This window comes from Ensifer canadensis (genome assembly GCF_017488845.2).
GTDB classification, from domain to species: domain Bacteria; phylum Pseudomonadota; class Alphaproteobacteria; order Rhizobiales; family Rhizobiaceae; genus Ensifer; species Ensifer canadensis.
This window is the reverse complement of record NZ_CP083373.1, coordinates 1-25,025: the sequence shown is the minus strand read 5'-3', so window position 1 is coordinate 25,025 and position 25,025 is coordinate 1. Positions and strand designations below refer to the sequence as shown.

At 57.2% G+C, this 25,025-nt stretch carries 22 protein-coding genes and 1 pseudogene; 12 read left to right on the top strand and 11 right to left on the bottom strand.

The window, feature by feature from the left end; all coding sequences use genetic code 11:
• Nucleotides 1–70: 70 nt before the first annotated feature.
• Nucleotides 71–889 carry an aminoglycoside 3-N-acetyltransferase gene (aac(3), locus tag J3R84_RS29665; protein WP_203528461.1) on the bottom strand — a complete coding sequence of 273 codons (819 nt, stop codon included), beginning with the start codon at nt 887–889 and terminating at the stop codon, nt 71–73.
• 396 nt (nt 890–1,285) lie between these two features.
• Between aac(3) and J3R84_RS29660 the strand changes: the two genes are divergently transcribed.
• Nucleotides 1,286–1,501, top strand: a complete 216-nt coding sequence (locus tag J3R84_RS29660) for a hypothetical protein (protein WP_057218560.1) — start codon at nt 1,286–1,288, stop codon at nt 1,499–1,501.
• Nucleotides 1,502–2,269: 768 nt separating this feature from the next.
• The gene (locus tag J3R84_RS29655) at nt 2,270–2,515 is read left to right on the top strand and encodes a hypothetical protein (protein WP_057218561.1); all 246 of its coding nucleotides are present in this window, start codon (nt 2,270–2,272) and stop codon (nt 2,513–2,515) included.
• Between the two features lie 274 nt (nt 2,516–2,789).
• On the opposite strand, the gene J3R84_RS29650 is transcribed toward J3R84_RS29655, so the two are convergent.
• From J3R84_RS29650 to J3R84_RS29640, 3 genes are all read right to left on the bottom strand, one after another.
• Nucleotides 2,790–3,287 (bottom strand): adenylate/guanylate cyclase domain-containing protein, encoded by a 498-nt coding sequence (locus J3R84_RS29650; protein WP_225968602.1) that lies wholly within the window; start codon nt 3,285–3,287, stop codon nt 2,790–2,792.
• Between the two features lie 206 nt (nt 3,288–3,493).
• Nucleotides 3,494–3,700 carry a hypothetical protein gene (locus tag J3R84_RS29645; RefSeq protein WP_057218573.1) on the bottom strand — a complete coding sequence of 69 codons (207 nt, stop codon included), beginning with the start codon at nt 3,698–3,700 and terminating at the stop codon, nt 3,494–3,496.
• 501 nt (nt 3,701–4,201) lie between these two features.
• Entirely contained in the window at nt 4,202–4,612 is a 411-nt protein-coding gene (locus J3R84_RS29640) for a PAS domain-containing protein (protein WP_057218574.1), read from the bottom strand.
• A gap of 363 nt (nt 4,613–4,975) precedes the next feature.
• On the opposite strand from J3R84_RS29640, the gene J3R84_RS29635 reads away from it, so the two are divergent.
• Both J3R84_RS29635 and J3R84_RS29630 read left to right on the top strand, forming a co-directional pair.
• Nucleotides 4,976–5,383, top strand: coding sequence for an alpha-hydroxy-acid oxidizing protein (locus tag J3R84_RS29635; protein ID WP_203528458.1), 408 nt, complete (start codon nt 4,976–4,978; stop codon nt 5,381–5,383).
• Nucleotides 5,384–6,232: 849 nt separating this feature from the next.
• Nucleotides 6,233–7,484 (top strand): annotated as a pseudogene (locus tag J3R84_RS29630) (MgtC/SapB family protein); the annotation flags it as partial.
• An 882-nt stretch (nt 7,485–8,366) separates the two neighbouring features.
• Here the strand turns inward: J3R84_RS29630 and J3R84_RS29625 are convergent.
• The 6 genes from J3R84_RS29625 to J3R84_RS29600 all read right to left on the bottom strand — a co-directional run bounded on the left by J3R84_RS29625 (nt 8,367) and on the right by J3R84_RS29600 (nt 15,153).
• Complete coding sequence (locus J3R84_RS29625) at nt 8,367–9,677, bottom strand: extracellular solute-binding protein (RefSeq protein ID WP_203528456.1); 1,311 nt, start codon at nt 9,675–9,677, stop codon at nt 8,367–8,369.
• A 77-nt stretch (nt 9,678–9,754) separates the two neighbouring features.
• Nucleotides 9,755–10,606 (bottom strand): carbohydrate ABC transporter permease, encoded by an 852-nt coding sequence (locus J3R84_RS29620; protein WP_057221680.1) that lies wholly within the window; start codon nt 10,604–10,606, stop codon nt 9,755–9,757.
• Nucleotides 10,603–11,484, bottom strand: a complete 882-nt coding sequence (locus J3R84_RS29615) for a carbohydrate ABC transporter permease (protein WP_057221679.1) — start codon at nt 11,482–11,484, stop codon at nt 10,603–10,605. The genes J3R84_RS29620 and J3R84_RS29615 overlap by 4 nt, the downstream gene beginning before the upstream one ends.
• A 1-nt stretch (nt 11,485) precedes the next feature.
• Complete coding sequence (locus J3R84_RS29610) at nt 11,486–12,583, bottom strand: ABC transporter ATP-binding protein (protein WP_057218581.1); 1,098 nt, start codon at nt 12,581–12,583, stop codon at nt 11,486–11,488.
• A gap of 26 nt (nt 12,584–12,609) precedes the next feature.
• Complete coding sequence (arfA, locus tag J3R84_RS29605; RefSeq protein ID WP_057221678.1) at nt 12,610–14,118, bottom strand: arabinosylfuranosidase ArfA; 1,509 nt, start codon at nt 14,116–14,118, stop codon at nt 12,610–12,612.
• A 114-nt stretch (nt 14,119–14,232) separates the two neighbouring features.
• A complete protein-coding gene (locus J3R84_RS29600) occupies nt 14,233–15,153 on the bottom strand; it encodes an ArsR/SmtB family transcription factor (RefSeq protein ID WP_057221677.1) in 921 nt (306 codons plus the stop codon).
• A 389-nt stretch (nt 15,154–15,542) separates the two neighbouring features.
• Between J3R84_RS29600 and J3R84_RS29595 the strand changes: the two genes are divergently transcribed.
• The 8 genes from J3R84_RS29595 to J3R84_RS29555 all read left to right on the top strand — a co-directional run bounded on the left by J3R84_RS29595 (nt 15,543) and on the right by J3R84_RS29555 (nt 23,306).
• Entirely contained in the window at nt 15,543–15,746 is a 204-nt protein-coding gene (locus tag J3R84_RS29595) for a hypothetical protein (RefSeq protein ID WP_203528454.1), read from the top strand.
• A gap of 362 nt (nt 15,747–16,108) precedes the next feature.
• Nucleotides 16,109–17,761 carry a cytochrome-c oxidase, cbb3-type subunit I gene (ccoN, locus tag J3R84_RS29590; RefSeq protein ID WP_203528452.1) on the top strand — a complete coding sequence of 551 codons (1,653 nt, stop codon included), beginning with the start codon at nt 16,109–16,111 and terminating at the stop codon, nt 17,759–17,761.
• Nucleotides 17,762–17,765: 4 nt separating this feature from the next.
• On the top strand, nt 17,766–18,518 hold the full coding sequence (ccoO, locus tag J3R84_RS29585; protein WP_203528450.1) for a cytochrome-c oxidase, cbb3-type subunit II: 753 nt from the start codon (nt 17,766–17,768) through the stop codon (nt 18,516–18,518).
• A gap of 17 nt (nt 18,519–18,535) precedes the next feature.
• Nucleotides 18,536–18,703, top strand: coding sequence for a CcoQ/FixQ family Cbb3-type cytochrome c oxidase assembly chaperone (locus J3R84_RS29580; RefSeq protein ID WP_057209352.1), 168 nt, complete (start codon nt 18,536–18,538; stop codon nt 18,701–18,703).
• A complete protein-coding gene (ccoP, locus tag J3R84_RS29575) occupies nt 18,694–19,575 on the top strand; it encodes a cytochrome-c oxidase, cbb3-type subunit III (protein ID WP_203528448.1) in 882 nt (293 codons plus the stop codon). Before J3R84_RS29580 ends, ccoP begins: the two co-directional genes overlap by 10 nt.
• Nucleotides 19,576–19,788: 213 nt before the next feature.
• Nucleotides 19,789–20,595, top strand: a complete 807-nt coding sequence (locus J3R84_RS29565) for a DUF2189 domain-containing protein (RefSeq protein WP_203528446.1) — start codon at nt 19,789–19,791, stop codon at nt 20,593–20,595.
• A 2-nt stretch (nt 20,596–20,597) separates the two neighbouring features.
• Nucleotides 20,598–22,847, top strand: a complete 2,250-nt coding sequence (locus tag J3R84_RS29560; protein WP_203528444.1) for a heavy metal translocating P-type ATPase — start codon at nt 20,598–20,600, stop codon at nt 22,845–22,847.
• 159 nt (nt 22,848–23,006) lie between these two features.
• On the top strand, nt 23,007–23,306 hold the full coding sequence (locus tag J3R84_RS29555) for a hypothetical protein (RefSeq protein ID WP_203528442.1): 300 nt from the start codon (nt 23,007–23,009) through the stop codon (nt 23,304–23,306).
• 462 nt (nt 23,307–23,768) lie between these two features.
• On the opposite strand, the gene J3R84_RS29550 is transcribed toward J3R84_RS29555, so the two are convergent.
• Nucleotides 23,769–25,025, bottom strand: coding sequence for an arsenic transporter (locus J3R84_RS29550; RefSeq protein WP_203528440.1), 1,257 nt, complete (start codon nt 25,023–25,025; stop codon nt 23,769–23,771).

The window sequence follows — 25,025 nt, the reverse complement described above, 5'->3', positions numbered from 1 at the left end:
ATCCATTCTGCGCTCATAAGCAATGCCGATAACGAGGAATCCGTTCACCGCCAGCGGAGCCAGCCCAGCATCAGGTAAGTCCCGCCGCGCCAAAATTCCGCTCAAGATACTCGACGCCAAATTCGACGATGTCCTTGGCATCGAACAGGTAGCTGTGCGCACGCGCCACCGGGCCTTCGCGATGCCGACCCAAGAGCACGTACGCATTTGCAATCGTTTCGACGGCATCGGGCTCTCCATCGATCGCAAAGCAACTCAGGATGCCGTTCGAATCGAAGTCTTCCGTATGCGCCCAGATGGTTTGGCCTTGCGGGTCGAGAAGCGGCATCTCATAGGTCACGCGGCGCTTTCCAGGAATTTCGGCTATTGCCTCGGCATAGTGTAGAACAGTGACGGCATCCAGGGGAGCACCGAGCAACAGCACCTTTCCGCCCCGCTTGACAAAACGCTCCAAGGGAGACCCTTGACCGAATGCCCGTCCGAGAACATGCGGCTCGATCATCTCTCTTGCAAGCGATCCCACCGCGACCATGGATGAATCCGGGTGCGCACTGCGCAAAGCATCCGGCGTATCGACGAGGTACTGGTTAAGGACGCCAAAGCCGCGGTATGTTCCCGCCGTCTCGGGGTGGAACGGTGGCCAATTCCGGCGTCGCTCCTCGCTCAATTGGGCGCCGTTCAGAGTCTCGTCATAGGGTGATCGATCCCATGAGGCATAGCCCATCAAAGTGCCGTTCGGCCCGACGGCCTCAAGGATCGATGCCACAATGGCACGCGGGCCACCCTCCACGGCGCCGATAGCCTTCAGCGATGCGTGCACCATGAGTAGATCGCCAGATTGAACGCCCAGCGCTCGAAGGTTGCCGGTGATTGTCGCTTTGTCGTTCATCTATCGGCTCACCCCTCACGCGTTTCGTGTAGGCCCTGGGCGATATCTAGCCGATCGACTACGCACCGGATGACCAGCACCAGGCAGAGAAATTCATGGTGGCATCGTCCCATCGATGAGATGCTCGTGCAATGCGCGCGAGACGCACCCACAGACCGCCCGCAAAGCGCGAGCGGAACGTGGCCCCCATATCTCGCCAAATAAACCCGCTGCCCGACGTCGGCGATAGCCTCCCGGCCCCTTCAGCAAGGGCCTTTTCATTATGCGCCACTGCGTCCTCTACCAGAAGCAGTCCGCCGCCATAAAAATCTCAACTTTTGCTCACTTGGAGCCAATTGGAGATTTCGCTATCTTTTCTCCCCCGGTGAAAGCGATAGCTCATAGAGGGAGGTCTATATGGCTATTCAGTTTGACCAGTCAGGCTTTGAACTCGCACCTCAGCAGATCGGCACCCTGCAAAGGATATTCGATCGAATTTGCTTCGAAGCGAGAATCCCGCGCCAAGACATTCGCGCACGCCGCCTCGCAAAATTCTTGATGGATGAACTCAGGTTCGGCAATACTGATGAAGTGGCATTGACCGAATGTGGCCGCTGGTTCTGCAGGCGGTAGCCCCCACACCTCGTATTCAGAGCGAACAGCCGACCTGGATGCACCACTAAGCTCTGTCATTTTCACATGGAATGCTCCGTGCAGTGGCTGGAGCTAATCCAGATACTAAGCCTTTGTGATAAATACTGCTGGAATACGCCACAATCTCCAAGGAGTGACAACAAAAGCAGCTGGGACCTTCTTCGAGAAGGTCCGATCTCCACGCGAAAATCCCAGAACGAGGGCTTGATTACGGCAACGTCCGCTATCCCCGAGGGGCCGGCTGGGATTAAGGCTATGAGTAAAAGTGATTGGACTTCGCACTGAGGTGATAATGCCTGACCACTTCAAGAATTTAGTCGGCGTCTCCAGGGAAGCAGTTCGGGAAAGGCACCTCCCCCTAGGCAGTGAAGGAGCCGCGCGGCGCGCCTGATCAGTCTGAGGCGCCTAACGAGATGGCCAGATAATTCTGGTTCTAGGACGGTTCGAGAACGGAGAACCAATGTCGTCCACCTTCATTCGAAGGTGCCAGCGGGACCCGCCTCGTTGATGCGGCGTGTCATAATGGAACCATTCTTTCCGGTTTCGGTTGGAGTCCTGAGGTTTAAAAGCTGCTGATCGGCGGTGGACTTCGAAACGATTGTCTGGAGGCTTTGATGGTCCAACTACCTGCGTATCGCCGGCAGTAGGACGCGTCGGGCTGCCTGCCGCGCCGAGCTTCGGCGTAGCCCTGTCACGGTCCTGGCATCGTAATGTTCATACGTCCCATCACATCGGAGGCGAGATAAAATGAACCGCTGGAACAAGGACGGCCAAGGCAACATAAGGGTGTCGCCTATCATTGGCTGGAAGACCGCGACGCTTATAAACCAGAACTCCGATGTTTTCCTTCGCCTCGAATTCGGTGTCGATCACGATCTGGAACAAGTTTCGGCTTTGCAGTTTGGACTCACCGCCCTCCAAGCCAAAGCACTCGGAGAACAACTCGCCTCCCACGGGGACAAGTTGGCTGGGATAGTCAAGGTGATCAAATAATGACCAAGCGAACGACCGAACGCACTTGGCTTTCAATCGGAATTAACAGCCCGTTTGGAAGAGGCCAGTCCGACACCACTGTGAACTCACAATCGCCTGGCGGGTTTCGATGTTGTTCACGTCCGAGGAAATCGCCGCTATCTCAGCCTCCATTTCAAATCGCGTCGGGCCGTTAAGTACCGATTACGGCAGGAAGTCCGTGAAGAATGCACTTGGGGTCGCTGAAACAGCGGATCAAGCGCCGAGCTCGAATGCAGCGGCGGGGCTGACCCGCTCAGCGCCTGAGGGCAAAAACCTCGACCGCGGTTTGACGTCCACGCACCTGCACCGATCCCATCGCAACTGCATCAACGCAACTCTCACGCGCGGCGTTAAATGTGGAGCCGCTAATGAGGCAATCGGTTGAAAACTCCTTATTCAATTCCTCGAGTCGCTGCGCCAAATTCACCGTGTCGCCATACAGTGTGTAGGTGTGACGTTCCTCACCCCCGACGGTCCCGGCGGCCACCTGGCCTGTAGCAACACCGATTCTCAGACGGAGCGCGTGGCCTTCGAATTCGCGTAATGAAACCAGAGCCAGCAGATCGCGAGCGGCGGCAACCGCCCGTGCCGGGTGGTCTTCGGCGGGAAGTGGCGCATTGAAAGCCGCGATCAAGGCATCACCGATGTAGTTTACGACGACGCCACCGCGCTCATCGATGATCGCCGTCGCCGCGCTAAAAAAGCTATTGAGGATGGTGATCACGCAGCGTCGGTCTGAACGCCTCGAAATTGAAGATTTATGTGACCATGCGCGGATGGCGAGCGGGGTGTGAGGTAAGATATCTCGGGTACATAACCACAGATCCGGCGCCCTGGGACGGCGGCGCCTCTTCTGATCTCAAGAAACGGACAGGCCGCTACCCACCCAATCCTTAGTACCAACGTTGCTGAGCCACTGAGGCGCAGAACGAGCTACATATGAATTCGAGCGACACACTATTTCCAGGCGGCTTCGTTCTTCAACTCATAGTCGGTGAATGCTTTTACCAATCCACCAAGGACTTCTGCCGAAGTTTCGCATAGGGCTCTCAATTGCGTGTCGTCGACGGCATTGACGTCTTCGCGCAGATGCTGGATGAGGGCGTTCATTTCGGATTTTATCTTGTTGGTGTGATGCGCTGAACTGAAGACGGAAGTGGTCATGATGTATTCCTTCGTCGCGAATCGATCATGTCTCTTAAACTCTCAACCGCTCCGTTGGTTCATTCGAGCTTTAGCCGGCCGTCATGCGCCCTGGAGCACTCGGCGACGCGAGTTGTCAGCGGCTTATCATCTCTGGGCAGCCCTAACGAAAGAGCCCTGGTCCAGGAACCAGGGCTCGTCCGATGACTTTGAATCTTAACCTGCAAATATCCAGCAATCGGCGCCGCAATATGCCTAGTTTGTTAGCAAATTCGTCAAGACCAGGTTGGTGCCCCGCAGTGCAAGTCTATGGGTACGGAGAAGAAAATCAATTAATTCTTATGGGTTATCGTGATCAAACCTCAAAAGGTCCAACACCGGTTGGCCGGCGGTCGGTGGACCAACGAGATGTAGCACCTGTGCCGTTCAATCGGCGAACAGCTTGGTAGCGATTTCGCGACAGGCTGTTACCAGGTCAAAGGACTACAATTCCCGGCCGCGTGCTGTCCCGCCGCAAGCAAATCAGTGTTTTCGGTTGTCGTTTGTTGAGGTCGCGCTTTCCAGAACCACGATACCCGAATAGAGAACCGGACTGCCTTTGCGATCGCGGAAGCATCTACCGAAGGCAATGACTGAAACATAGCGGCCACCATGCGTTTTGACGCGATAGGCGGATTGCTGCGCCCGCCCTCCAACTATTGTTTCGGTGATCTTCTTTGCCAAGCGTGGCCGATCTTCGGGATGGACTCGATCAAGGTAGAGTTTGAGGGGCAATCCGCAATTGGTCTCCTCGGCGACAAGACCGAAAAGCTCCGCCAAGGCGGCATCGCCATAAACAAGGTCTTGGGCAATATCCCAGGTAAAAATTCCAGAGTCCGTTGTATCCGCATCGGGCAGATCCACAACGAACGTGCGCTCTCCAACCTCTACCATCGATCCTCCCTGTTTTGGGCTACACGGTTGTAGACAATGCCCTCTAGGGGCATCGTCAATCCCAGCGTCACAGTCGATTGGCGATTTTACATCTCCGGCATTCGCAGCCACCAATTTTTTCCCAAAAATCATGAAGATTTGTTTGTCGCGGCATCCGATGCTGTCGTCTTCAAGCGAATTTAGATAGACCTGCGCCCGCCTTGAATTAGCATAAACTAACAACTCCAGCCAAGATCGAACAATCGCTAGGGGGCAAAAGCGTGGGCACGACCTTGCTGCAGCAGCAAATCTCGCAAATGCGGCCTGTCGTTCCGACCATAACCCCCAAGAGCCGGTCAAATTCACCGGGAAACCGGCAAGGCGATGAATACCATACCGCCCAATGATTTCAGCTATTTCGAGATGATCAATGACCTGGTGCAAAAGGAACCGGCAGAGGCGCTCGATCCAGAGATTATGGGGTCGCTGGCCGCACTTGGCATCATCAAGGGCAAGCCCTTCGAGCCCGACGCCCAACGCCGCAGCTACCGATCGGTTGCGCTTGTAGGCCTATCCCGAACCTGCCGACTTATGCCGAAGAGAGACCCGAGGGCTTGGTGGTCAACGAGCGCGTGCGGGAACATGGATTGCGCGCCGACGGCGGTCGACGCGCTTCCCGGGATCACCGACACCGTGGGCGGACGCATGACCATCCTCGCTGACAGCATCATCTGCCGTGGCAGCGACATCTCGATCAATGTCGGGCATGCTGCGCGAGTCGTCAGCGCATGAGGCGGCGGGCAGTCTTGCTAGTGCAGCGGGTCGGCGTCCGCGGTGGATTTGTCAGCGGCCAGCCCAAATAGAAGGGTTGCGTATATTCGCGCGCCCTAATGGAACTTTTAGCATCAGGTCCGATTCTACAATTATTCACCCGGTCACAAGGGGCCATCTCGCAGATGCAGCCTCGCCGACGCCGAAGAAGCTGTGCGGACGAATTCTTTCGATTGAGAGAATACAAAAGCCAAGGTGTAGTGGGCGGTTTGTTACATGCGTCGATGGAAAGCTCGTCGCGTTGGGCACGACCATCGCTGAGACGTCAAGTCGGGGCTAGCGGGGGATGGGATGGCATCATTGGTTAAGGTAAGACGATCGTCGCCTGCGCACCAACCCACCAAATCTTGTCGCTGGGGGAATGAACCCTCGTCGAGACGGGTTCCATAAAGCGGCATAGGAGTAAAACCGGACGGCTCACCCCCGGGGGGGGCAGGCACGATGAAGGGTGAGATACCGTCCGGCTCACTCACAACTGCCAAAACTTCTTTCGAATAGAAATGTTCCATCGTGTTCCTGCCGTTCGGACAGAGGAAGATGCTCACGACAGAAATCCCCGCCAGCAGGTTGGCTCGTTCCCACGTTAGACGGGTGTACCCGCGAGATGACGTTGCCCACCGCGTCGGCGACAGTGGGCGCCCCGTCTGGTCGAAAGTCACCGCGACCGACTCCCCATGGGCGTATCGCGTGCGCCGATGAAGAGAATGTCCTTTGGCTGGTCGGCTGGTTGACCGTTACGGAACTGCATGAATGTCACTTTGTAACCGCTGTGCACGCTGTCCTTCTGCCCGCCGAAGATTATGATTTCGAATGGAATTTGTTGAAGCCTTCCAACAACTCGGTGTGGCGCTTGCAATCGGGCTCATTGTGGGTTGCGAGCGAGGCTGGCAGGACCGCGATTTGCCATCCGGCGGCAGAACCGCGGGCATCCGGACGTTCGGACTTTCAGGTTTCCTCGGCGGACTTGCCGGCTATCTCCAGCTACGATCGGGTCCTGTCACCTGCGGTGCTGCTATTGCTCTTCGGCACTGCTTTCGTCATTTTCAAGCGGCGCGAGGCGGAGAAAGAAGAGGATTACGGCGCAACGACAGTCATCGCGAGTTTCGTGGTCGTCGCGCTTGGCGCGGTTGCGGTCGTGGGCGACATACGGCTAGCCGCCGCCGGTGGGGTTGCAACCACGGCACTTCTTGCGGCCAAACGCAGCCTGCATGGCTTTCTCCGGCAATTGACCTGGCTGGAGGTTCGAGCAGCCCTCGTTCTTCTTGCCATGAGCTTAGTTGCTCTCCCGCTGTTGCCGAACGAGCCCATCGATCCGTGGCAGGCGCTAAACCCATTCGCGCTGTGGCTGCTGACGATCACGATCGCCGCCATCTCCTTTGCCGGCTATGTCGCAATCCGCGTTGCCGGCCCCAATCGCGGAATTCTGTTTGCTGGTGCCGCCGGTGGACTGGTCTCCTCCACGGCGCTGACACTCTCCTTTGCTCGCTTCGCAGTTGACGCACCGGAGAGTGCTCGGCGACTGGCTTGCGGCGCGGTGATTGCCGGCGCCCTGTCGCTGGTCCGTGGCGTCATTATCGGTGTCGTCATAGCGCCTGTTCTCCTGGTACCTCTCGCGATCGTATTAACGCCGGCCGTGTTCGTGCTACTGGCTGCAAGTGGTTTGATTCTGTGGCGAAGCGGCGGTAAGCGTGATGCGCCGGATCTTCACCTGAAAAACCCATTCGAACTCGGCGAGGTACTGCGTTTCGGCGCCCTGCTCGGCGGCGTTATCGTGGCGTCAAAGTTTCTGGTCGAGAGAATCGGCCAGGTCATGCTTTTTGTTGTCGCCGCCGTCTCCGGCCTGATGGATCTCGATGCGATCACGCTTTCGACTGCACGTCTTACGCCGACGTCAGTCGATCTCACGACTGCCGTCGCGGCGATCCTGATCGCGGTGATGATCAATTTGCTGACGAAAGTGGTGCTGGCCTTTTCAGCCGGCGGCAAAGGACCATACGCGCTCACGCTCGCTTTGGCGACGCTTGCTGCAATCGCCGCAGGTTTGTTCGCCTATTTCGTGTTGGTACCAGCTTTCCCAATTCTCAGTAAGCAGCACGTCCCAGCAATCCGAAAATCGACGAGAGTCGCTTCGCCAGCCGTGCGATTGGCGGCAGTAAAGGCGCGCAGCCGAGATCAATCACCGCCGCCGCAAGATTTCTTTTGCAGTGGCCGGGACGCGGTTACGAGGTCTGACAGGCTCGCCGTTTGGGTTCGGCGCTGGCGTCTCTCTCGTGTCTCGGCACGGATGATTGAGATCATCGGGTTCCGGTATCGTTTCCTGGTGCTTGGGGCGGCGGTCCGCTTGCTTCTTAGCTACAGTAATTTTCTTGGGCATAGCCAGTTACTCCCGTTTCAACAAGAGGAAGCGGCGTGTGGGGCTTAAGGTTCCAAAGCAAACGTGAATTGAAGCGGGCTCAGCTCGAATTGGTTTTCGGCACCGAGTTCGGTGAAGGCGAGAAAGGCTACCCACCCGCCGATCGAACGCGCCATTTGCTACCGGTTCTCACCAAAAATCCCGTTTGAGCCAGGTTCAAGGCATGGAAGTAACGTTGAGATCCCGCCGTCGGCTTCATCCCTCACCTCGATACCGAGACACTCCTCTCCGGTCAATTTCTCAAGCCGATGAACCGTCCCGGCACTGCCGCAGACCAACGCGTCTGACCTGCGGGCGGCGCAGTCTCCCAGTGAGCAAAAGCGGCCTGGTCGGAGACGATCCCGTTACCACCCGCCATTCCGGGGGAACAAAACTGTGCTTTAGCGGTTATATTAGTGCACGCGCAAAAAAAACGATCCAGATGATGATCCGTCGGGATCGTGTGCAAGGATGACCTTCGCCACGGAGGTCATCCTTTTTTGCATTCGGGCGTGGGACCCAGGTCCCACGCCCGAATTGGTCTGTTTGCCATCAGAGATTGGCAAGCAGGTCGTTGATGCGGCTCTCCACGCTGCCAAGAGCTTCGTCGACTGTTTTGTCGCCGTTCACGGCCGCGCCCACCTCTTCGCCGATGATGTCCTGGATGGCGAACTGACGCTGGACAGCACCGGGCAGCGAGCGACCAGTCTCGGCAATCTCGGCGATGTTTTCACGGTGCGGCAGCGAGTTGAATTCTGGCATGTCGAAGACGACCTTGACCGCCGGAAGGTGACCGGTGCGAGCCCACTGGAAGTCGTTCTCGGCGAGGAACTTGAAGAGCTTGCCGATCGCTTCGATCTGTTCCGGCGAGCGATCCTTGTGCGGCATAACCCAGCTGTGGCCGTCGGCATAGGTACTGTCACGACCAGGATAGAGCTGCGGGACCGGATAAACGGTGTAGCCCTTCGCAAGAGCCGTACCCTCCTTTTCCGACTGGGCGACGAAATCGCCAATCAGCCAGGTGCCGTTGACCGCAATGCCACCATCGCCATTGGTGAAGGCCGTAACAGCAGCCGCATAGTCGAGACCGGTTGTCGTCAGGCCTACGTCCTTGATCTTCTTCATCAACTCGACGACGTTCTTGGCTTCCGGCGTGTTCAGCGTGATCTTGGTCGGATCGGCGAAGAAGTCAGCGTTCTGCTGCTGCAGCAGCGTGTAGAGTACACGCGCATAGGCGGCCGTCTCATTGGCGAGGATCTGCACGAGATAGGGCTTGCCAGTCTTTTCCTTGAACTGCTTTCCCTGAGCTATGAGTTCGTCGGCCGACTTCGGAAGAATAGGCGTGCCGTCTGCGTTCACGAGGCCGGCTTCCTTCATCAGGTTCATGTTGACGTGGAAGAGCATGGTCCAGTTGTCGAAGGGCAAACCGAACATCTTGCCTTCCTTGGTCACTCCGTCACGGGCGGCATCCGTGAAACTGTCAGGCGAGATGCCTTGGGTGGAAAGAACCTGATCGATCGGGTCAATCAGGCCCCGCGACTGGTAGTCAGAGATCGCGGAGTAGTGCATGGAGACGACATCTGGAGCGGCGCCCGATGAGAGCTGGGCGTTGAGCTGGTCGTAACCCGGCCATTCCACGGTGGTCACATTGACGTCGATATCCGGATTGTCGGCCTCGAACTTGTTGACCAGCGAAGTAATGATGCCGCACTCGCCGACGGCCTTGGAAACGTCGGCGACGGAACCATACTCTGCGTCGCAGGCGCCGAAGAAGCGCTGCAGCTCGATCTTCGTCTGCGCGTGGGCCGAGGTGCCGCAGGTCAGCGCAATCAGTGCTGCCGTACTGAGTAGAAAACGTCTCATGGTATATCTCTCCCTTTGAGGGGCTCTCGCCCTGGTTCAAGCCTGCTGCGGCCCTTTCCTCCCGGCCACAGCAGCAGTCACTTCACAGCACCGCTCGAAACCGCGGTGACGATATGGCGCTGGAAAATCACGTAGACGATCAGCACGGGCAGGCTGGCAAAGACGGCCTGTGCGCTGAGGAAGCCGAGACCTTCGCTTTGGGCGAAATTGGTCTGAGAGGAGGCGATGCCGATGGTGAGCGTGAACATCTCCTTCCTCGTGGCCGAGATCAGCGGCCACCAGTAGTCATTCCAGGCATGCAGGAAAGTAAAGATACCAAGCGTCGCCTGGGCCGGCAGCGTCAGCGGCAAAAGGACCTTCCAAAAAATGCGCAGCGACGAGGCATTGTCGAGCAGTGCCGCCTCGTCGATCTCCTTAGGGATCGCCTTGAAGAACTGGGTCATCAGGAAGACCCCAAAGGCAGAGGACATGCCAGGCAGCATCAGCCCGATATAGGAGTTATGCAGGCCAAACCAGTTGACCATCTGGTGACGGGCGATGATGACCGCCTGCTCGGGCACGGCAAGGCCGAAGAGCACGATGACGAAGATCGTCTTGCGAAACGGAAATTCGAGGCGCGCGAAAGCATAACCTGCAAGCGAGGACAGGATCAGCACGCCGGCCGTCTGCCCGATCGCAACTACGACGCTGTTGAAGAACCAGCCGAAGGCCTGCGACGAGTGGATGATATTGACGTAATTGACAAGCGTGTAGGGCAACTGGAACACCGATTCCGTGCCGAGCATCAGCTCCTTATTGTCCTTGACCGACAGGCCGACGAGCCAGGCGACGGGCGCCATCATGACGACCGAGAGCACAATGGCGATCGTAAGCAGCGTCCGATTACCAGTCAGGGCCTCAGGGCGATAGGTCGTTTGATCCGTGCTCATTCGGAGGCCTCCGTCTTGCGCGTCGAGACCACATACTGCGCCATCGCCGCCACGAGAATGATGAGGAACAGGAACTCGGAAGCTGCAGCAGCCTTGCCGACATCCCAGCGCACGAAGCCTACTTCGTAAATATACATGACCAGCGGTCGAGACGTGCCGTTGGGGCCGCCATTGGTCATGATCTGCGCCTGTCCGAAAAGCTGAAACTGCATGACGATCTGGATAATCGTGACCAGCATGATGGTGCGAGCGATCGAGGGGAGCGTAACGCGGGTGAGCACGCGCCAAGGGTTGGCATTGTCGAGTGCTGCTGCTTCATAGAGATCGTTCGGGATTTGTTGCAGAGCGGCAAGAAACAGCATCATCGGCAGGCCGAGGCACCACCACACGGTCGCGACGCCAACCGAAAACAAAGACCAGCCGCTCGTCGAGAGGACGTTTATCGGTTGTACCCCGAACTGTTCGGAAACAACCGCCAACAGTCCGTCACCGGGGATGAAGACGAAACGCCAAATCAGCGTCACGATCGTCACCGAAAGTACTGACGAAGAAAAGAACAGGCCGCGCAGGAACGAGGTTGTCCGTGTCGTTTTATTGAGGGCAAGTGCTAGGAAAAGTCCGAGCGCCACCAGCGACGGCACACTCACAAGCACGAAGACCATCGTGTTGCGCAGAGCCTGCAGGAAAACTGGGTCGGCAAGCACGCGCGCATAGTTTCCAAGACCGACGAAACGACCCGGCCCGAACAGATCGGCCTTGTGCAAGCTCAGCCACGCGCCCCAGAAGAGCGGAAAGACGAGCAGCGCCATAAAGACGGATAGGTAAGGTACGATGAAAAGGCCATTGCTCCACTGGCTGCGGCGATAACTCTCGGCCATGTCAGTCGCGCTCCGAATGGTGGGCGATACCGGCGGCGTCAAAAAGATGGATGGCAGTCGTATCGATAGCGATCTGCAATATCTCGCCGCCGCGCGCCTCGCTGCGTCCGTCGGTTTCGGCCGTCAACTTAGTGCCGTCAGACATTTGTCCGTAGATCAGCGTGCGATCGCCAAGCCGCTCGACGACTTCGGCCGTAAGAGCAATGCCTTCCTGACCGGCCGGCAGGACGGCCACATTCTCGGCGCGGATGCCGAGGCTTGCACCTTCTGGCGAAAAACTCGGTGGCAAGCGGAAGGCCGCATGGATGTCGCCAAGGCCCCTCGTCCCGAGCGTCAGTGTGTTGCTTTTGTCGGCCACACTCTTGATCGGCACGAAGTTCATGGCTGGCGAGCCGACGAAGCCTGCAACAAACCGGCTTGCGGGACGTCGATAGATTTCCATCGGTGTGCCGATCTGCTCAATCCTGCGGTTCTGCATGATGACGATGCGGTCGGCGAGCGTCATCGCTTCCACCTGATCATGCGTTACGAAGATCATCGTGCTGCCGAGGCGGCCGTGAAGCTGCGCAAGTTCCAGCCGGGTGCGCCCGCGAAGGGCAGCATCAAGATTAGACAGCGGCTCGTCGAACAGGAAGGCCTTCGGCTCCTTGACGATGGCGCGCCCTATCGCCACGCGTTGGCGTTGTCCACCGGAAAGTTTCTGTGGCTTTCGATCGAGAAGATGGGCGATTTCCAGCGTTGCGGCGGCCTGCTGGACGCGACGCCCGATCTCCTTCTTCGGCATGCCGATGTTTTCTAGGCCGAAGGACATGTTCTGGGCGACGGACATATGCGGATAAAGCGCATAGGACTGGAAGACCATGGCGACGCCGCGCTTGCCTGGTGGCAGCGTGTCGACGCGCTGATCGCCCACCGCGATCGTGCCGCTCGTCACATCCTCCAGACCTGCAATCATACGCAGAAGGGTGGACTTACCGCAGCCCGAAGGCCCGAGGAAGACGACGAACTCGCCTGCCTTGATCGACAGCGAAATGTCGTCCAGCACGGTAAGCGCACCGTAGCGCTTTGTGACGTTGCTGATCTCGATCGATGCTGACATGGTCCCTCCTCCCTGTCGTTGCCGTCTTACGCGCCGAGCCGGATCATCCGGTAGCTCAGCGGCGCGATTGCGGCGACCAAACGCCTGCCAGCAACCGATGCACCCGAGCCATCCCGCGGCTCGATCGCTTCGCCTCCGGGACCATTGACGGCGCGAAGATCGTGACCCTCCATGACCTTGTCCATGATCACCTTGCGGTCGCCGAAGCCTTCAAGAGCGAGTTCAAGCTCGATCGCTTCCTTCTGGTGTCGGTTGACGATGAAGAAGGTAAGGGCACCATCGGCCTCAGTCTCGACAGCGGAAACGTCGAGATAGGCGACATTTTCTGCAAAGTCGGTGGAATAGCCGGGGCAGTCCAGCGCCAATTGCAGCGCCTTGCCTCGACCATATCGCGAGGCGTAGGCGTAGGGGAAGAACGTGGTCTGCCGCCAGGCGGGTCCACCCGGGACAGTCATGATCGGTGCGATGACGTTGACGAGCTGTGCCAGGCAACCGACCTTTACCACGTCCGAACGGCGGATGAAGGTGTTGAGGATGCAGCCGACCTGCAGCACATCCTCGAAATTGTAGATGTCTTCCAAAAGCGCCGGGGCATGCGGCCAACCGTCGTTGCCTTCCAGCACCTTCCGGTCGGCCTCACGCGAGTGATACCAGACGTTCCACTCGTCGAAGCTGATATAGACATCCTTCTTCGAGCGCTTCTTGGCCTTGGTGTAGGTGATCACGCCTGCAACGGTGGCGATGTAGTCGTCGAGACGGGCGTTCTGCGCCAGATAATCGGCCGTGTTTCCTGCATGATTATCGAAGTACATGTGGAGGCTGATGTAGTCGATGGAATCATAGGTGTAATCGAGAACCGTGGCTTCCCACGCCGGGTAGGTCGGCATCTTCGGCGAGGACGAACCGCAGACCACAAGTTCGATCGACTTGTCGAAGGCGCGCATGGCCTTTGCGGTCTCGAACGCGATGCGGCCGTATTCTTCCGCCGTCTTCTGGCCGATTTGCCAGGGGCCATCCATCTCGTTGCCCAAGCACCACATCTTGACGTTCCAGGGCTCGTCGCGGCCGTTCTTGCGGCGAAGATCCGACCAGTAGCTGCCGCCCGGATGATTGACATATTCGAGGAAGGCGCGAGCCGAATCCAGGCCGCGCGACCCGAGATTGACGGCGAGCATCATGTCGGTGCTGGCCGCTTCCGCCCAATCGGCGAATTCATGGATACCAACGTGGTTGCTCTCGGAGCTGTGCCAGGCGAGATCGAGGCGCACGGGACGTTCTTCGCGCGGGCCGATGCCGTCTTCCCAGTTATAGGCCGATACAAAGTTACCACCGGGATAGCGTACGATCGGAACATCGGCTTCACGAACGAGGTCGATCACGTCCTGGCGCATTCCGTTCTTGTCAGCCGTCGGGTGATCCGGCTCGTAGATCCCCGAATAAACGGCGCGGCCGAGATGTTCGACGAACGAGCCGTAAAGGCGTGGATCAACGGTACTGATGACGTAACCGCTGTGTGCGGTACCGACTGCGCGCATGCTTTCCTCCCTGTATATCCAAAATACAGATATATATCAATTAGTATGATAATTTACACGGGAAGGCGCAGGCGTCAATCCGCCAATTTCGGCAACAAGCGCCCAATCACCAAATCAGATCTTCAAACGCAGCACGATGTCTTGGTCGTAATTGCCAAAACCTCGACCGAAGATATTGATTCCACCTGGGTGTTCGGCCGTTTCCGGAACTTCAATCCGTAGACGAATTGAACGATGTTCGAGCAGGTTGAGGTCAGCGAGATTGGTGTCGGAAAAGCGCACACCATCAATGAAGGTACCATGTTCGGTGACGCGGAAGGACTTCAGTACGCCATACTGGCTGCCCCGAAGCTTCCACCAGTCGGGAGTATATTTTCCCCGGCGATCGCCAAAGTCGCCAGGCGAGGTCCACACGAAGATACTCTTGCCATTGATGGAAAGCGTGATGTCCGATGGCCAGTTGTCCGAGGTTCCCGGCACTTCGGAGGAGAGCTCTAGGATGACCTCGAGTTCCTTGACCTCCGCACCCTTGATGCGGGCATTGTTGGGAAACTGATAATCGACATATCCCTTTGAAAACCATAGTAAACCAGCCTTCATGCGGTCTGGCGCGAGGAATGTGTCGGGGCTGTCGAGGTAACCGATGATGCCGTCACGGGAGCACATGCCGCAGGGCGCGTAGACCTCGTATCCGCTATAGAGACCGACTGGCATCGCAACCTCGATCAACTCCTGCGCTGTTCGGGCCGGGCTGGCAAAAGAGAGAATGATCTCCTCGTGCACGGCGTGGCAGATCTTTTGGCTGCCCTTGCGCGCCTTGGAAACCTCGGTTCGGATAAGACCCGCTTCCTCCAGTAGATTGAGATGCGTTGACGTGGTCGACTGCGGCAGCTCCAATGCCTCCGCTATTTCATTGACGTTCAGCGGTCCGCGATTGTGCAAAAGCTCCAACATCGAAAGACGCGCGGGAGCGGCAAGGCATCTCAACACGTCCTTGCCGTCTTCCGGGCTGATCATCAGAAATCGCGTACTCATATGTCCTCCGAAACGTCGCACCCGATCTGTATCAGATACCTTGATATAATCAATTGCCACAGAGCCATTCCGGAACTCGACGCCTCGCGCGTTTCCCCAGCTGAAAATTGCGTTCTCCAGGCTTTGGATGATGTGGTTGGTCAAGCCAGGGACGTGCAGTTCGATATTGAGATGCTTGCCGCCAACGTGGGCGAGCAACACCGGGCCGCTGACCGATCCCTGCGGACAGCGCGACAGCAAATTCGCCAATTCTGCCGCAACACACACCCCAGCACTTGAGCAGGCATTACTCCCGGAAATTCTCGATTGCACCGCGCCAAATGCGGCGCATAATTATCTGCGCTGGGACAGCATGACATGTCCTCCTTACCGGTGGGGAGTTATGTGTGATGAACAAAACCGTTGGATCTCGCCAAGAGATAATAGCGCCTGAAGACTTTAGGAAAATCGAAGTTGTGTTTCGCGATTTGGTGCGTCAAAAGCGGGTTGCACTGGAAAGTGAAGAGGCTGATGCGCTCGCCGCCCGCCTTATAGGGCTGTACCAAAGCGGCATCCAAGACGCGGAGGCCCTCAGGCACCTTATGAGCTGTTAGCGGTCGTCGCCGCTCCAAAACAAGCGGGCAACTGCGTAGGCCGCAACTGCTCAAGATTTCGAACCGGCAGAGCAATGAGGGCAGGATCGATAGCTCGTCTTTGATCCTGTCTGGGCCTTGGAAAGGTCCAAGCTATTCAAGCCGCGAAGCGGCTTTCGACAACTCTTCATGGCCCTTGCGAGGAAAGTTCTGCTACCTTGCTAGGGCGCAACCGACTGACCACGGCTTCAGTGAACAGTAGGGTAGTTTGTTGTCACCTCTCGTGTCCCACTGACGAATATCAATTCGTTGTTTTCGCACTTGAAAAGCACTTAGCGGAAGATAGATGGTCGAACACGAGGCACCGCAGGAGGGGTCGAACCATGGGACAGTTGACGACCATCGAACGGGGGCTGGCGTCCGCCATATTAATTTTGCTCGCGATTATCGGGATCGCGATGGGAGTGGCTGGTCGAACCGACCCCCTGGGCGTTCATGGCGCAATAATCTTCTTCTACAGTGTCGCGCTCATATTCATCATCATTTCGCGTGCATTTGAGGGTGTGCCCGATCCGACCCGTATCGAGCGATACTATGATGATCCGATCAAGGCCGGTGTCGCATTGACCCTCGCCTGGGCGATCTTTGGGATGTTCATCGGTGTTTGGGCGGCCGCACAGCTCGCTTGGCCCAGTCTTAATTTCGATACGGCATGGACAAGTTTCGGCCGCATCCGTCCAGCGCATACGACGGGCGTCATTTTTGGATTTGGTGGCAATGCCTTGATCGCAACTTCATTCCACGTCGTCCAGAGAACGTCCCGCGCAAGGTTGGCCGACCAGCTCAGTCCGTGGTTCGTGCTGATGGGCTATAATCTATTCTGCATATTGGCAGTCACCGGGTATTTCATGGGGATCACCCAATCGAAAGAATATGCCGAGGCGGAATGGTATGCTGATCTCTGGCTTGTAATTGTCTGGGTGACCTACTTCATCCTGTACATCAGGACTTTGGCGCGTCGCCGTGAACCTCACATCTATGTCGCCAACTGGTACTATATGGCTTTCATCCTGGTGGTCGCTATCTTGCACATCGTCAACAACCTGACGATCCCCGTCTCACTCGGCCACGCAAAAAGCTATACAATCTGGGCAGGCGTCCAGGATTCTATGGTGCAATGGTGGTATGGGCACAACGCTGTTGCTTTCTTTTTGACTGCAGGCTTTCTGGCAATGCTTTACTACTATTTGCCGAAACGAGCCGAACGACCTATTTTTTCGTATCGCCTATCGATACTAAGCTTCTGGGGTATTACGTTCTTTTATATGTGGGCCGGATCCCATCACTTACACTACACGGCATTGCCCCATTGGGTACAAAATCTTGGCATGACATTTTCGGTCATGTTGCTCGTTCCATCATGGGCCTCAGCGGGGAACGCGCTGCTCACGCTCAACGGCGCGTGGCATAAGGTGCGGGATGACGCCACACTTCGTTTCATGATGACCGCCGCCTTTTTCTATGGGTTGTCCACCTTCGAAGGCTCGTTTCTCGCCATACGCCCGGTGAACTCCCTTTCCCATTATACGGATTGGACCGTCGGGCACGTGCATGCGGGTGCACTCGGGTGGGTGGCGCTGATCACCTACGGATCACTGTACACGCTGGTGCCCGCCATCTGGAAACGGGAACGCATGTATTCAGCCACGCTGGTCGAAGTCCACTTCTGGCTCGCTCTTGCAGGCACGCTGATCTATGTGTTTGCCATGTGGAACTCGGGCATCATCCAGGGTCTGATGTGGCGCACCTATAGTGAAGACAACAATCTTACCTACTCGTTCGTCGATTCACTTGTTGCAATGTATCCCTATTATATCGCCCGCGCCTTCGGGGGGTTCCTCTTCCTGTTGGGCGCGATCGTTGCGACCTACAATATCTGGATGACCGTTCGGGAAGCCCCTGTGGGTGGTTACGCAGGAGATGCGCCGCCCATCACGTCAATCCCACAGAACACGGCAACAGGCCCAGCGGAGTAAAGCGATGCCAGAACTGTTTCATCGCAAGCTCGAACGGACTGCAATCGGATTTGTACTGGCAATCATCGCTGCGGCAAGTGTAGGAGGCATTGTGGAGATTGCCCCCTTGTTCACGATCGACGAGACGGTCGAAACCGTCGACGATATGCGGCTTTATACCCCGCTCGAGTTAGCGGGCCGCAATATCTATGTCCGGGAAGGTTGCTACGCCTGTCACAGCCAGATGATCCGCACGCTACGCGATGAGGTTGAACGGTACGGTCCCTACTCGCTTGCAGTCGAGTCGAAATACGATCATCCAATGTTATGGGGATCTAAACGCACGGGACCCGATCTTGCCCGCATCGGTGGGAAGTATTCAGACTTCTGGCACGTCGCTCATCTGAGCAATCCTCGTGACGTTGTGCCGGAATCGAACATGCCGGCATATGCTTGGCTTGCGAGGACGCCATTGCGGATGAACGACCTTGCCGAGCACCTCCAAGCTCAGCGAGTGGTTGGCGTGCCCTATACAGACGCGATGATTGCCAATGCCTCGTCTGACGCCTACGGCCAGGCAATGCCCGACAGCACGCAATCCTCAGGCGTCTCCGAGCGATACGGGGAGAAAACGACAGTCACTGCCTTCGATGGCGTTGCCACGAACGTGACCGAGATGGATGCACTCGTGGCCTACCTCCAAGTGCTTGGCCGTCTGACCGAAGCCGCCTATGCCAACACGGCAGCGACGGAACAAGCACCCGATCCCAACGATTGAACCCGGGGAGAGCCGAAATGTTTACGCACGATACTCTGGTTGAAGCAGCCAAGAGTTGGGGCTTATTCTACCTCATCGGCTTCTCGATTTGCGTGCTTGTTTACACTTTCTGGCCGTCTAACAAGGCTCGGTTCGACCGGGCAAAACACAACATTCTCGATGAGGACGATGTGCCATGGAAGTAGACGAAATCGATCCCGTTAGCGGCCGCAAAACAACCGGGCACGAATGGAACGGCATAAAAGAACTGGACACTCCGGTACCGCGAGGGGTCCTTCTTTTCCTCATCATCACGCATATTTTCGCGCTTTTATGGTGGGTGCTGCTTCCTACATGGCCGCTTGGTTCGACCTACACCAAGGGGCTGCTGGGTATCGACCAGCGCAAAACCGTCGAAGAGAAATTGGCAAGTGCCACATCAGCCCGGGCCGCCCTGACGACACAACTTGAAACTCTATCTTTCGACGAAATCAGAGCCAACGAACGTTTGATCTCCACCGTCAGATCGATGGGGCACCAATTGTTCGGAGATAACTGTGCTGCCTGTCATGGCGTCGATGGGCGGGGTAGGAATAACTACCCAGACCTCACGGATGACGATTGGCTGTGGGGCGGCAGTCCGGAAAACATTGCTCAGACGCTCAAAGTCGGGATCAACACCCAGCATGAGGAGAGCCGGGTGGCGCAGATGCCCGCCTTTGGCCGTGACGAAATGCTGGATCGCAATCAGGTCAGGGATGTCGCATTGTATGTTCGCTCCCTCACTATTCCCGCCGCCTCCACTGCCGATAACGTCGGGCAAATGGAGCGCGGCCGCGAAGTCTTCCTCACAACGTGCGCTGCGTGCCATGGTGAGGATGCCCAAGGAAATCAGGAGGTTGGGGCACCCAACCTTACAGACCAGTATTGGGTGTATGGCGGTAGCCTTCAAAATATCATCGATACAGTTCACGGCGGACGGCAGGGCCACATGCCAACTTGGGACGAGCGGTTGACGCCCCTCGAGATCAAGGTCCTGGCTCTTTATGTGAACTCCCTTGGAGTAGAGAAGCCGTGATGACGATAAGACACCGATCAAAATCGGCCATCCTGGTTTTCTCTCTCATTGCTGCGGCATGCGCGCTCTTTGTGGGCGCGAATGCTCATTTGTTGTTTGTGGCGTACGACAGCGATCCTGGATGTGTAGCGCATCTGAAGGTTGCCGGAACTGGACCGGGGCAGTTCAAGGCAGCCAAGTCATCGTGCTGATCGCGAGCTTAAGGAGAGTCATATGGTTTCGCACAACAAAACCAGGCGTCTCATTAGTGAGGTCTCGGGTATAGAAGAAACTTGGAACCCAAAATGGCAACGACACCTGCCCATAAACGCCCCGTTCACCTGGCTGGCTAAAGGCTGGCGCGACTTCTTGATCTCCCCTGCCCAAAGCCTGGCCTATGGCGTCGTCGTCTGCGCTCTTTGCAGCCTCTCGGTATGGGTATTGTTTGCAACCCGGCGCGATTACTTTCTCTTTCCAGTTGTTGCCGGTCTGATGATCATCGGACCACTTCTGGCGTCGGGTCTCTATTTGAAGAGTGCTCGCCTTGAGAGCGCGCAGCAGACCACCTTCGGTGGGATGCTTGGCGTCCGCCCGAGAGCTGGCGCTCAGGTATTTTTCACAGGATTGCTCCTTTGCATGCTCATGCTTTTGTGGATGCGAGCCGCAGTCCTGATTTATGCACTCTTTTTTGGCGTTCGCCCCTTCCCCGGCCTCCAGCACGTCGCCGAACTGCTCCTCACCACGCCGACCGGCTGGGCGATGCTAGCCGTGGGGCTATTTGTGGGGGCCTTGTTCGCAGGTTTCTCCTTTGCAATCAGCGCCTTTTCGATTCCAATGCTACTCGACCAGCAGATCGATGCCTTCACGGCGATGGGTGTCAGTGCCGCGTTGGTCTGGAACAACTTGCGTCCAATGCTGCTCTGGGGTGCGCTGATTTTGGCTCTGTTTGTGATCGCAGTGGCCACCGCGGGCATCGGGTTGATCGTCATTTTCCCGCTTCTCGGCCACGCAACCTGGCACGCGTATAAAGCGGTGAAATAGCCATGGCTTGCTGCTCGTTCGCTGATATTTGTCCAGACAAGGATGCGGTTCGTTCTCGTGGCGAGGAAATATTCCTGGCAAGCCGGGGTGTTGGAAATGGACTTCGACAGGTAACCCTTTCTACACCTGAGGTGCATTGCGCAGGTTGTATCGCAAAGATCGAACGGGCGTTGGGCGACCTCCAAGCTGTTGAATCCGCGCGCGTGAACCTGTCACGAAGACGCGTCACAGTCAGTTGGGACAGCGAAAAGGCCCAATGCCCCGATTTCATCGGGGCGTTAGCCATGGCGGGCTATTCTGCTCACATCGTCACTGATGTGTCCGCCGATGAATCCTTGTCGTCGTTCTTGGTAGCGCTTGCGGTTGCCGGCTTTTGCTCAATGAACATCATGATCCTCTCTGTTTCGGTCTGGTCAGGGGCAGATCCAGCAACACGAAACGCATTTCACATGATTTCCGCTGGTTTGGCCCTTCCGGCTGTCTTCTACTCCGGCAGGATTTTCTATGCATCCGCATGGAGGGCGCTGCGGAGCGGACAGACCAACATGGATGTACCTATCAGTGTCGGCATCATCCTCGCGTTCATCCTCAGTTTGTACGATACCTTTACAGGCGCGCGACATGCTTATTTCGATGCCAGCGTGGCGCTCATCTTCGTCCTCCTGGCTGGCAGGACCCTGGATCAAATGATGCGGGGCAAGGTACGTTCCGCGATCGATGATCTTCAAAAACTCATACCGATGGGCGCCAACGTCGTGCATGAGGATGGGACGTTTTCTTACACCCCACTCGAGGAAGTTCAGCCGGGAATGCGCCTGCTTGTCCGGTCAGGCGATCGCGTACCGGTCGACGCCGTTGTGCACGAGGGAGGAACCGAAATCGACTCGTCCTTAGTGTCAGGGGAAAGTCGATGGAGGTCCGTCGACGTGGGCGCAACGTTGTCAGCGGGCGTACTGAACGCTGGTAGCCCAATCCTGGTTATTGCGACCCAAAATGCCGGCGACTCTTTTTTATCAGAAATGGCACGCATGGTGGACGCGGCCGAGAGCGCTCGAACAAACTACAGGCGCGTGGCGGATCGCGCCGCAGCCTTGTATTCGCCGGTGGTCCACTCCATTGCCGCAATCACGCTTGCTGGCTGGTTGTACGTCTCGGGAGACCTTCACCAAGCCGTCACAACTGCGATCGCGGTTCTGATCATCACCTGCCCATGCGCACTTGGATTGGCGGTTCCCATGGTCCAGGTCGTCGCAACACGGCGGCTTTTCGAACGGGGCATCATGGTGAGGGACGGTTCTGCCCTGGAACGGGTATGCCACGCGCGCACCGTGTTGTTCGACAAGACAGGAACGCTGACGCTTGGCCTACCTCAGTTGGTCAAGGCCGAGCAAATACCTCCCGGCGCTCTTGGAATTGCAGCCAGCCTTGCGCAGCTTTCAAACCATCCCGTCGCGCGAGCAGTTGCCGATGCGGGTACGCGCGCGGGTTCGAAGCCGGAAGTATTCGACAGTGTAGACGAAATTCACGGTCTTGGTATCGAAGGGCGCAGGCACGGGCAGACCTACCGTTTGGGCCGAGCATCCTGGGCAACGAACCTTCCGGACTTTTCACGAGACTTCGATGGGACCGCTTCGGTGCTCACCAGAGACGATCAGATACTTGCCGTCTTTGAATTTGAGGACGTCGTCCGACCAGGAGCGTCAGAGCTGGTTCAAACACTGAGGGCGGGTGGGACCTCGCTCGGTATTGTCTCGGGAGATAATAAACGTGCCGTATCTCGCGTTGCAAACCGTCTCGGTATTGAAAGATACAGCGCGGAGCTGCTCCCGGCTGACAAGGTTGCCGCGATAAGGGCTCTCCAATCCTCATCAGATAAAGTCGTGATGGTTGGCGATGGGTTAAATGACGCCCCTGCCCTCGCCGCAGCCGATGTTTCGATCGCGCCATCAACGGCCTCGGACATTGGCCGAAACCATGCTGACTTCATATTCCTGAGCGATAATCTGTTGGCTGTGCGAGACATTATCGAGACCGCCAAACGAGCAAACGATCTTGTCCGCCAAAATTTCGGTTTCGCGGTGGCCTATAACGTCGTCAGTATTCCGTTTGCGATTGCGGGAAGCGTCACGCCGCTAGCAGCAGCAATTGCAATGTCGTTGTCGTCGGTTCTTGTCGTTTGCAATTCCTTGCGGTTAGCTAGCCCGATATTTCGCTGGGAACAATGGAGCGGCCACCCCGCCGTGATATCATGAGTTATCTGGTGGTTCTCATACCCGTGGCACTCCTTATGGGCCCAGTCGGCCTGTGTGCTGACACCAGTTCAGCGATTTGGACGGTGCAGCGGCGAGGGTCGCCGGCGATACAAGGGCGTTTCGCAAGTGGGCAATTGAAGCGGCGATAGGGAGTGGAAAATGGAGCAAGGCGCAGAAAACGAACATCCGCCGATTGATGACACCGCACCTTCAACAATGATCGATCCGTCGGAAACGGTGACGGGCTTCGCAATTATGCTTGGCATTGTGGGTGCCGTTTTGGGGCTGGCGGCAGGGATTTACGTGCAGGCCGCGTCCGGCGTCCTGCCTGCACTGCTGAACGCCTTCATCGCAGTTCTTGCGGGCGGTTCCGCAGGCGCGGTTACAGGTGGAACTTTGGGAGCGGTTCTAGGCGTCGTCCGGGGCCGCCGCGTACCAAAGGCCATTGAGCAACCTTGAGCCGAATGGCCATCCATAAGCCTAGGTCAGCTTGACGGAGCGACGGCTCTTGATGCGGCGCGGCGATGTGATGGGGCGTGATCCTCGCCCGGCTCGATCGAAAAGCCGAGATCGGCGGCAAGCAAAACACCGCCAAGCCCGGCGACACATCCTGACAGACCAGCTGGTTGCTACTGCCTCAGCGACAGTCGGCGCTCTTTTGAGAGTGAGGCTCCACCTGCCCACCAGCTGACAACAATCCAGGGCGGCGCTTTCCAGGCTACGAGCAGCATGAACCCTGTCAGCGCTAAACCGTAAGGATCGAGCACAGCATTGGCCCGCACAGGGCTGTAGAGAGTCGACATTTCGCCCAACATCAGCATCAAATCAGCCTCATGCGGCTCGCCTCTAGTCTACCCCTCGCTACCTACGAGAGCGCAGGATTGTTGCCAAGCGATCTGCAGCAAAGCCTGGCCACTATGATCACTGGATCGCGAGGACGGCCAACGAAGCAGCGAGCGCGGGCACCATCACGACAAAGCCAGTCTTCATGAATGCCCAGGCTCCGATCTGAAGTCCCTCGCGGCGAAGCGCGGTTAGCCAAAGTATCGTCGCAAGCGATCCGGTGACGGAGAGGTTGGGGCCAAGATCGACGCCGATCAGCACCGCGCCGGCAATCTTATCGGACGCGTGTGCCAACTGAACGGCGCTTCCAGCGACAATCCCCGCGGGCAGATTGTTGACGAGATTGGACGTCAGAGCCACGACTGCGCCCGCAGCAGCTGCGGTCTGTGCCGGAGAGGCCGATGCCTGGTCGGAAAGATACTGCGCGAGATGATCAATCAGTCCTGTTCGGTTCAATGCCTCAACAACGACGAACAAGCCGGCGACCAGAGGCAGCACACTCCACGAAACATCTTTCAGCGTCTCGATAGGGCTTTTTCGCGTGATCAGCAGAACTGCGGCGGTTGCCACACAACCGGCGAGAAACGTAGGGAGACCGAGATCGAAATGCAGCGCCGATGCGCCAAGCAGTATGACGGCCGTCCCGCACAAAGCAAAACCAGCAAGCTTCGCACTGAAGGATAATGGCACGGCCTGTACATTGGACGCGACGCCATCAGCCGCAATGACCGAGCGTTGCGTCCAGTACAGTGCGAGAAATGTAACGATGATAGAGGCGAGCGAAGGCTGTGCGAAGTTGGCGAACCAACGCGATAGTGACGGCATGTCCCCGCCTCCGAAAATCACCAGGTTGGCCGGATTGGAGATGGGAAGGACAAAGCTTGCAGCGTTGGCGATGAAAGCGCAGATAAGGAGATAGGGCATAGGGTCCCTCACCTTCGCTGCCCGGCAGGCCGCATAGACTGCAGGAGTGAGCACGACCGCTGTAGCGTCGTTCGACAGGAATACGGTCACAACAACTCCGACCGCGTAGATCAGGACAAACAAGCGTTTGGGCGATCCCTTGGCGTGGGTGGTGGCGATCGAAGCCAGCCAGTCGAACAGCCCCTCCTGACGAGCGAGCTCGGAGAGCAACATCATGCCGATTAGAAACAGATAGACATCAATACCCTTTGCAATACCAGCCCAGGCATCGGTCGGACCGATAAGCCCAAACCCAACAAGCAGAACCGCGCCGAGCATCGCCCATATTGATTCCGACCAGGCAAAGGGCCGTGTAATCACCCCGAGTGCGGTCAAGCCAGCTATGCCCCAGGTCATGGTCAATGCGTTCAT